The sequence below is a fragment of the Microbacterium sp. T32 genome, assembly GCF_001619615.1.
Classification (GTDB): Bacteria; Actinomycetota; Actinomycetes; order Actinomycetales; family Microbacteriaceae; genus Microbacterium.
The window spans coordinates 1-1,495 of record NZ_LQQP01000068.1 but is presented as its reverse complement, the minus strand read 5'-3'; the positions used below and the strand labels follow the sequence as shown (position 1 = coordinate 1,495).

Here is a 1,495-nt window from a genome sequence, read left to right as displayed (position 1 = left end):
CCGCAGCGACGTCCTCGCCGGCTTCCTCGGCGCGCTTGATCTCGCCTCGGTACAGGATGTTCACTGCGCCCTGACCGCCCATGACGGCGATCTCGGCGGTGGGCCAGGCGAGGTTGATGTCGGCACCGAGCTGCTTGGAGCCCATCACGATGTAGGCGCCACCGTAGGCCTTGCGAAGGATCACGGTCACCAGCGGGACAGTGGCCTCGGCGTAGGCGTAGAGGAGCTTGGCGCCGCGCCGGATGACGCCGGTCCACTCCTGGTCGGTGCCGGGCAGGTAGCCGGGAACGTCGACGAGCGTCACGATGGGCACCGAGAACGCGTCGCAGAACCGCACGAAGCGCGAGGCCTTCTCGCCGGCGTCGATGTTGAGCGTGCCGGCCATCTGGGACGGCTGGTTGGCGATGATGCCGACCGTGCGCCCCTCGATGCGGCCGAACCCGATCACGATGTTGGGAGCGAAGAGCGGCTGGACCTCGAGGAAGTCGGCCCCGTCCACGATCCCGTCGATCACCGTGTGGATGTCGTACGGCTGGTTCGGCGAGTCGGGGATGACGGTGTTCAGCGCCCGATCGGCATCCGTCGTCTCGAACTCGAACGGGGTCTCGTACAGCGGAAGCTCGGCGAGGTTGTTGTCCGGCAGGAAGCCGATCAGCGTGCGCGCGTAGTCGAGGGCGTCGTCCTCGTCGTCAGCGAGGTAGTGCGCGACGCCCGAGCGGGTGTTGTGCGTGTGGGCGCCGCCGAGCTCCTCCATACCGACGTCCTCGCCCGTGACGGTCTTGATCACGTCGGGGCCGGTGACGAACATCTGGCTGGTCTTGTCGACCATGATGACGAAGTCGGTGAGGGCGGGGGAGTAGACGGCACCGCCGGCCGCGGGGCCCATGATGATCGAGATCTGCGGGATGACGCCCGAGGCGGCGGTGTTCAGGCGGAAGATCTCGCCGTACTTCCCGAGCGCGACGACGCCCTCCTGGATGCGCGCGCCGCCCGAGTCGAGCATGCCGATGATCGGGATGCCGCTGCGCAGCGCCAGCTCCATGACCTTGATGATCTTGTCGCCGGCGACCTCGCCGAGCGAACCGCCGAAGGTCGAGAAGTCCTGCGCGTAGACCGCGACGGTGCGGCCGTGGATCGTGCCCGTGCCGGTCACGACCGAGTCGCCGTAGGGGCGCGACTTGTCCATGCCGAAGGCCGAGGTGCGGTGGCGCACGTACTCGTCGAGTTCGACGAAGGAACCCGGGTCGACGAGCATCTCGATCCGCTCGCGGGCGGTGAGCTTGCCCTTCGCGTGCTGCTTGGTGCGGGCGGCGGTCTCGGCATCGACGACCGCCTCCTGGAACCTCGTGCGCAGGTCGGCGATCTTGCCGGCGGTCGTGGAGAGATCGGGCTGGTCGGTCACGCTTTCCACCCTAGCGACCGGTTCCACGCCGATGTTGGAGGGTGCGCACAAGCCCCCCGCGCGTACGCTGTGGCATCCATCCACCTCCGCGTC

The 1,495-nt window shown here is 68.2% G+C and carries 1 protein-coding gene; it reads right to left on the bottom strand.

All coding sequences use genetic code 11. From position 1 onward, the window contains the following. Positions 1-1,402 (bottom strand): acyl-CoA carboxylase subunit beta (locus tag AVW09_RS15970; protein WP_442922755.1); only part of this gene is annotated, 1,402 nt, incomplete at its 3' end. Between the last annotated feature and the right edge of the window lie 93 nt (positions 1,403-1,495).